The sequence below is a fragment of the Mycobacterium sp. NPDC050041 genome (genome assembly GCF_049541695.1).
Taxonomy (GTDB): domain Bacteria; phylum Actinomycetota; class Actinomycetes; order Mycobacteriales; family Mycobacteriaceae; genus Mycobacterium.
Genome location: NZ_JBMVDG010000007.1, coordinates 315,444 through 322,766, shown reverse-complemented (window position 1 = coordinate 322,766; position 7,323 = coordinate 315,444). Strand labels below are relative to the sequence as shown.

The 7,323-nt window shown below is 66.7% G+C and carries 7 protein-coding genes; 1 reads left to right on the top strand and 6 read right to left on the bottom strand.

Annotated features, from left to right (window positions below):
• Positions 1 to 264: 264 nt before the first annotated feature.
• Positions 265 to 1,518 (bottom strand): UDP-N-acetylglucosamine 1-carboxyvinyltransferase, encoded by a 1,254-nt coding sequence (murA, locus tag ACPCHZ_RS22000; RefSeq protein ID WP_364973849.1) that lies wholly within the window; start codon positions 1,516 to 1,518, stop codon positions 265 to 267.
• A gap of 83 nt (positions 1,519 to 1,601) precedes the next feature.
• Here murA and ACPCHZ_RS21995 point away from each other — a divergent pair, with 83 nt between their 5' ends.
• Positions 1,602 to 2,189 (top strand): cob(I)yrinic acid a,c-diamide adenosyltransferase, encoded by a 588-nt coding sequence (locus ACPCHZ_RS21995; protein ID WP_423486668.1) that lies wholly within the window; start codon positions 1,602 to 1,604, stop codon positions 2,187 to 2,189.
• Between the two features lie 4 nt (positions 2,190 to 2,193).
• On the opposite strand, the gene ACPCHZ_RS21990 is transcribed toward ACPCHZ_RS21995, so the two are convergent.
• From ACPCHZ_RS21990 to atpA, 5 genes are read right to left on the bottom strand one after another with little or no spacing between them, the layout of a single operon-like run.
• Entirely contained in the window at positions 2,194 to 2,637 is a 444-nt protein-coding gene (locus ACPCHZ_RS21990) for a DUF2550 domain-containing protein (protein WP_264014166.1), read from the bottom strand.
• Positions 2,638 to 2,646: 9 nt separating this feature from the next.
• Entirely contained in the window at positions 2,647 to 3,018 is a 372-nt protein-coding gene (locus tag ACPCHZ_RS21985; RefSeq protein WP_423486667.1) for a F0F1 ATP synthase subunit epsilon, read from the bottom strand.
• A 2-nt stretch (positions 3,019 to 3,020) separates the two neighbouring features.
• Positions 3,021 to 4,649 carry a F0F1 ATP synthase subunit beta gene (gene atpD, locus ACPCHZ_RS21980; protein ID WP_423486666.1) on the bottom strand — a complete coding sequence of 543 codons (1,629 nt, stop codon included), beginning with the start codon at positions 4,647 to 4,649 and terminating at the stop codon, positions 3,021 to 3,023.
• Positions 4,650 to 4,697: 48 nt separating this feature from the next.
• A complete protein-coding gene (locus ACPCHZ_RS21975) occupies positions 4,698 to 5,627 on the bottom strand; it encodes a F0F1 ATP synthase subunit gamma (RefSeq protein ID WP_264014164.1) in 930 nt (309 codons plus the stop codon).
• A gap of 14 nt (positions 5,628 to 5,641) precedes the next feature.
• Positions 5,642 to 7,288, bottom strand: a complete 1,647-nt coding sequence (gene atpA / locus ACPCHZ_RS21970; protein ID WP_423486665.1) for a F0F1 ATP synthase subunit alpha — start codon at positions 7,286 to 7,288, stop codon at positions 5,642 to 5,644.
• Positions 7,289 to 7,323 lie beyond the last annotated feature (35 nt).

Below are 7,323 nucleotides of genomic sequence, written 5' to 3'. Positions count from 1 at the left end.
CTGCACCCCCAAACGGGAAAATGCGGACACAACCCCAAAAAACAACAAACAAAAACCACCAAACACACTATTGAGTTCTCAAACAACACACCCGCTCCGCGGGCAACCCTGCCACTGTACTGCATGTGAACAGAGAGGTCAAACCGCGTCCGCCGGGCCTTTCGGCCGGGGCCGTCGGTGTTTCACAAGCATACGCGCTGATGCCGTGAGCTCAAAATCGGCTGGCCACAAGGCAAATCGGCGGAGCGCCGACCGCCGCGGCGGCTAAGAGACCCGTTCGATCTCCGCGCCGAGACTCACCAGGTTCTCCACGAACAGCGGATAGCCGCGGTCGATGTGGAACACGTCGTGAACCTCGGTGTCGCCGTCGGCGACCAGGCCGGCGAGCACCAGTCCGGCACCGGCCCGGATGTCGGACGACCAGACCGGCGCGCTGGAGAGCTGCGGTATCCCCCGGACCACCGCGTGGTGACCGTCCGTGCGCGCATCGGCGCCGAGCCGGATCATCTCCTCGACGAAGCGGAACCGGGCCTCGAACACGTTCTCCGTGATCATCGACGTCCCGTCGGCGATCGCCGCCAGCCCGATCGCCATCGGTTGCAGGTCGGTGGGAAACCCGGGGAACGGCAGGGTCGCGACGTTCACCGCTCTGGGGCGCTCGTACTGAACGACCCGGAAGCCGTTGTCGTGCTGCGTCACGGTCGCACCGGCGTCGTGCAGCTTGTGCAGCACCAACTGCAGGTGCTGCGGGTCCACCCCGGTCACCGAGATGTCGCCGCGTGTCATCGCCGCCGCGATGCCCCAGGTGGCGGCGACGATGCGGTCGCCGATCACGCGGTGCTCGGTGGGATAGAGCCGGTCGACACCGGTGATCGTCAGCGTCGAGGAACCCGCGCCGGATACCTGCGCGCCCATCTGGTTGAGCATCGTGCAGAGGTCGACGACGTCGGGTTCGCGAGCCACGTTGTGAATCGTCGTCACGCCCTCGGCGAGCACCGCGGCCATCAGGATGTTCTCCGTGGCGCCCACCGACGGGAACTCGAGCTGGATCTCCGCCCCGTGCAGATGATCGGCCTCGGCCACGACGCAGCCGTGCTCGATGTTGCACCGCGCCCCGAGCTGTCGCAGGCCTGCCTGGTGCATGTCCAACGGCCGCGACCCGATCGCGTCGCCGCCGGGCAGCGCGACCTTCGCCCGCTTACAACGGCCGACCAGAGGTCCGAGCACGCACACCGACGCTCGGAACTGACGCACCGCGGCGAAGTCGGCGTCGTACTTCAGTTCGTCGGGCGACGTGATCCGAACGGTGTCCCCGGTCAGTTCGACCGTGGCACCCAGGCCGCGCAGGACCTCCGCCATCAACGGAACGTCGAGGATGTCGGGGCAGTTGGTGATCGTGCTCGTACCCTCAGCCAACAGCGACGCGGCCATCAGCTTGAGCACACTGTTCTTGGCGCCCCCGACGGCAACTTCGCCCGATAACCGGCTACCGCCGGTCACCACGAATCGCTCGCTCACGCCGGTCAGTGTAAACAGCGCACGGGGCTAAAACAGAAATGCGAGCCGAGCTCCCCGGTGCCGCGTGCCGGTACGGTTTGTCCATGGCCGTGCACCTGACCCGTATCTACACCCGCACCGGCGACGACGGAACGACCGGTCTCAGCGATTTCAGCCGGGTCGCGAAGAACGACCCCCGGCTGGTGGCGTACGCCGACTGCGACGAGACGAACGCCGCGATCGGGACGGCGATCGCCCTGGGCAACCCGGAACCGCGTATCCGGGAGGTGTTGCTGCAGGTGCAGAACGATCTGTTCGATGCGGGCGCCGACCTCTCCACGCCCGTCGTCGACAATCCGGAACACCCGCCGCTGCGCGTCCCGCAGAGCTACATCGATCGGCTCGAGACGTGGTGCGACGAGTTCAACGAGCCGCTTCCGGCGTTGAATTCCTTTGTCCTGCCCGGTGGTACGCCGCTCTCGGCGCTGCTGCACGTTGCCCGCACGGTCGCCAGGCGCGCGGAAAGGTCGGCGTGGACGGCAGTCGACGTGCATGGCGATTCGGTCCACGTGCTGCCGGCCAAGTACCTCAACCGGCTGTCGGACCTGCTGTTCATCCTGTCGCGGGTGGCCAACCCCGGCGGCGACGTGCTGTGGCAGCCCGGCGGCCCGGCAGGTACCAAGGCGACCTAGCGCGTCAGTAGTTGCGGCGCCTGGCCCGTGGGGACGGCCGGGACTCCAGCCAGGACAGGAACGCCGTCAGCGCGCCGCGGTCCAATGCCACCTCGTAGCCCTGCCGTTCGTCTCCGGTGTCCCGCAGTTCGAGCACGACGATCTCGTCGGTCATGATGTCGAATTCGTCGCCGCGAGGGGCCCGCCGCGACACGATCTCCACGCCACGGCGGCTCAACCGCCGGTCCGGCCACCATCGCAGGCTCGACAGCCGGTAGAACTCGGCTTCCCCACCGCGGTACCGCATCACGCCGTGCCGCCAGCCGTGACCGCCGACCGCAGGGACATCGCGCAGGATCGCGCCGGTACCGCCGACCTGCCTAAGCTTCCACAGCCGGTAACACAGGACGGCGACGACCGACGCCAGCACACCGGTGAGCGCAACCATGATCCACATGGACGCGCTCATGGCCGGAATCTAGTCGATCTGGCCCAAGGCGCGAAGCCTCGCGCGCCCTCTGGCCGCGGTCGCCTCGTCGTCGGAGTCCGCGTCGGTCTTCGCCTGCTCGGCGTTGATCTCGGATTCCACCTCAGCCGATTCCGCGAGGATGATCACGCCTTCGTCGGTGACCGACATGAAGCCGCCGTCGACGGCCACCCGCAGGTCCTCTTCGCCCTCGCGTTCGACGCGCACCATGGCGTCGTCGACGAGTTGCGCCACCAACGGGATGTGCCGGGGCAGGATGCCGATCTCACCGGAGGTGGTGCGGGTGAAGACGAATGTCGCCTTCCCCGACCAGATCTCCCGCTCGACGGCGACGATGTCAACGTCCAGTTCGGAGTCAGCCATCGCTAGTCGTCCTTGTCAGCGTCATCGCCCTTGCTGTCGCCGCCCTTCTTGGCGTCGTCCTTCTTGGCGTCGTCCTTCTTGGCGTCGTCCTTCTTGCTGTCGCTGTCCGAGTCGCCGCCGTCCGAGTCGCCATCGGAGTCGCTGCTGTCCGAATCGCTCTCGACCGGCGCACCATCGCTGGCGTTGTCGTCCATCTTGGCGCCGAGGCTCTCCGCCTTCTTCTGCAGATCCTCGAGACCGCCGATGAGGAAGAACGCCTGCTCCGGCAGGTGGTCGAAGTCGCCCTTGGACAGCTTGTCGAACGCCTCGATGGTCTCCTTGAGCTCGACAGTCGAACCGGGCTGGCCGGTGAACTGCTCGGCAGCCATCATGTTCTGGCTCAGGAAGCGCTCGATACGACGGGCGCGCTGCACCAGCTGCTTGTCCTCCTCGGCGAGTTCGTCGATGCCGAGGATGGCGATGATGTCCTGGAGGTCCTTGTAGCGCTGCAGGATCCGGATGACCTCCTGGGCAACCCGGTAGTGCTCGTCACCGACGACCGACGGGTCGAGGATGGTCGAGCTCGAGGCCAGCGGATCCACCGCCGGGAAGATGCCCTTGGAGAACACCGAACGGCTCAACTCCGTGGTGGCGTCGAGGTGGGCGAACGTGGTCGCCGGCGCGGGGTCGGTGTAGTCGTCGGCGGGCACGTACACGGCCTGCATCGAGGTGATGGAGCGGCCACGCGTCGAGGTGATGCGCTCCTGGAGCTCACCCATCTCGTCGGCCAGGGTCGGCTGGTAGCCCACCGCGGACGGCATACGGCCGAGCAGCGTGGACACCTCGGAGCCGGCCTGGGTGAACCGGAAGATGTTGTCGATGAAGAGCAGCACGTCCTGCTGCTGCTCGTCGCGGAAGTACTCGGCCATGGTCAGCGCCGACAGGGCGACGCGCATACGCGTGCCGGGCGGCTCGTCCATCTGACCGAACACCAACGCGGTGTCCTTGAGGACGTTGGCATCGGCGAGCTCGACCCAGAGGTCGTTGCCCTCACGGGTGCGCTCACCCACGCCGGCGAACACCGAAGTGCCGCCGAAGTTGCGGGCGATGCGGTTGATCATCTCCTGGATGAGCACCGTCTTGCCGACGCCGGCACCGCCGAACAGGGCGATCTTGCCGCCACGCACGTACGGCGTCAGCAGGTCGACGACCTTGAGGCCGGTCTCCAGCATCTCGGTGCGGGGTTCCAGCTCGTCGAACGGCGGCGGCTTGCGGTGGATCGACCAGTGGTCGAAGTCCTCGCCGTATCCGGGCTCGTCGAGGCAGTCACCGAGCGCGTTGAACACGTGGCCCTTGACGCCGTCACCGACCGGCACGGAGATGGACTTTCCGGTGTCGGTCACCTCCACGCCGCGGACCAGGCCGTCCGTGGGCTGCATCGAGATGGTGCGCACCAGGCTGTCGCCGAGGTGCTGAGCGACCTCGAGGGTCAGCGTCTTGGCGAGGTCGCCGTAGGTGATCTCGGCGTGCAACGCGTTGAACAGCTCGGGCACCGATCCGCGCGGGAACTCGACGTCGACGACGGGCCCGGTGATGCGTACCACGCGACCGGCGGTGTCGGTGCTGGTCTTCTTTTCAGCAGTAGCAGTCATGTCTCTTCTTCGCTTCCTAGCTTCTTCGCTGGGCTTCCGGGCCTGGGTTTACTTCTTGGCGGCGTCCGCGAGCGCATTGGCGCCACCGACGATTTCGCTGATTTCCTGGGTGATCTGGGACTGCCGTTCACGGTTGGCCATGAGCGTCAGTTCCTTGATCAGATCGTCGGCGTTGTCCGTCGCCGACTTCATCGCACGCCGGCGCGATGCCGACTCCGACGCCGCCGCCTCGAGCAGCGCGGCGAAGATCCGGGTGGACACGTACCGCGGCAGCAGTGCGTCGAACAGCGTCTCCGCGTCGGGCTCGAAGGAGAACAGCGTGTGCGGCTCGTTGTCCTCCTCCTCGCTGTACTCCACCACCAGCGGAGCGATACGGCGGGCGATCGCCGACTGCGACAGCATCGACTTGAACTCGGTGAAGACGATGTGCAGTTCGTCCAGACCGAGGATGCCGTCCGCGCCGGCGTCGTCGCCTTCGTCGTCCTCACCCGCCATGAACGCGTCGACCAGGGTGGACCCGATCTCCTGCGCGTGAGAGTAGTCGGGCCGCTCGGAGAAGCCGTTCCACGACTCGGCGATGTCCCAGTTGCGGAAGCTGTAGTAACCCAAGGCTTTACGGCCGACCGTGTAGAGGACGGGCTCCTTGCCCTCCTCGCGCAGCAGCGAGAACAGCTCCTCGGAACGCCGGAACACGTTGGCGTTGTAGGCCCCGGCCAGCCCCCGGTCCGAGGACACCACCAGCACACCGGCCCGCCGCGGATTCTCGCGCGCGACGAGCAACGGATGGTCCAGCGCACTGGCGCTGGCGAGCTCGGTGAGCATGTTGGTGATCTCGCGGTCGTAGGGCCGAGCCGCCTGGACTCGGGCCTGCGCCTTGGCGATACGCGAGGTCGCGATCAGCTCCTGGGCCTTGGTGATCTTCTTGATCGAGCCCGCGGAGCGGATGCGGCCGCGCAGTTCGCGCAGTGTGGCAGCCATGGGTTATGAACGCCTTACTTCTTCTTCGGGGCGGGCTTGCGGACCTTGACCGATTCCTTCTCGAGGTCCTCGTCGGAAAGGGCATCGACGTTCTCGTCGGCGACGACGGACTCGCCGGTGGAGCTCTCGAAGCCCTTCTTGAAATCGTTGACGGCGTCCACGAGCTTCGTCTCGAGCTCGTCGGACAGCTTCTTGCTGTCCCGGATCTCGTCGAAGATCTCCTCCTTGGAGGACTTCACGTGCTCGAGGAATTCCTGCTCGAAGCGCTGCACATCCTCGATCGGCACCGAGTCGAGGTGCCCACGGGTGCCGAGGAAGATCGCCACCACCTGCTCCTCGACCGGCATCGGGCTGTTCTGCGGCTGCTTGAGCAGCTCCACCAACCGGGCGCCGCGGTCCAGCTGGGCCTTCGAGGTCGCGTCCAGATCCGAGGCGAAGGCCGCGAACGACTCCAGCTCGCGGTACTGCGAGAGGTCGAGGCGCAGCGAACCGGCCACCTCCTTCATCGCCTTGATCTGGGCGGCGCCACCGACGCGGGACACCGAGACACCGACGTTGATGGCCGGCCGCACACCCTGGTTGAACAGGTCGGTCTCCAGGAAGCACTGGCCGTCGGTGATCGAGATGACGTTGGTGGGGATGTAGGCCGAGATGTCGTTGGCCTTGGTCTCGATCAGCGGCAGCCCGGTCATCGACCCGCCACCCAGCTCGTCGGAGAGCTTCGCGCAACGCTCCAGCAGCCGCGAGTGCAGGTAGAACACGTCGCCGGGGAACGCTTCGCGGCCCGGCGGACGGCGCAGCAGCAGGGAGATGGCGCGGTAGGCCTCGGCATGCTTGGTCAGGTCGTCGAACACGATCAGCACGTGTTTGCCGTCGTACATCCAGTGCTGCGCGATGGCCGATCCGGCATACGGCGCTAGCCACTTGAAGCCGGCCGAGTCCGAGGCCGGCGCGGCGACGATGGTGGTGTACTCCATCGCACCGCCGTCCTCGAGCGTCTGCCGCACGCTGGCGATCGTGGTGCCCTTCTGGCCGACGGCGACGTAGACGCAGCGCACCTGCTGATCCGGATCGCCGGTCTCCCAGTTCTGCCGCTGGTTGAGGATGGTGTCGACGCAGACCGCGGTCTTGCCGGTCTTGCGGTCACCGATGATCAGCTGCCGCTGGCCACGGCCGATCGGCGTCTGCGAGTCGATCGCCTTGATGCCGGTCTGCAGCGGCTCGCCGACGCCTTGGCGCTGCACCACCGACGGCGCCTGCAGCTCGAGGGCGCGACGCTCGGTGGTCTCGATCTCGCCGCGGCCGTCGATCGGCTGGCCCAGCGGGTTCACGACGCGGCCCAGGAAGCCGTCACCGACGGGTACCGACAGCACCTCGCCGGTCCGCTTGACCTGCTGGCCCTCTTCGATCTTGTCGAAATCGCCGAGGATCACCGCGCCGATGCTGTGCTCGTCGAGGTTGAGTGCCACGCCGAGGACACCGCCGGGGAACTCGAGCAGTTCCTGCGTCATCACCGAGGGCAGCCCCTCGACGTGCGCGATACCGTCACCGGCGTCGATCACGGTGCCGATCTCTTCGCGGTCGGTGTCGGTGGCGAAGTTGGCGACGTAGTCCTCGATCGCCCCCTGGATGTCAGCAGCCGAGATGGTCAACTCTGCCATGCGTTCGTCTTCCTGCCTCTTGTGTTCGTGGTCTG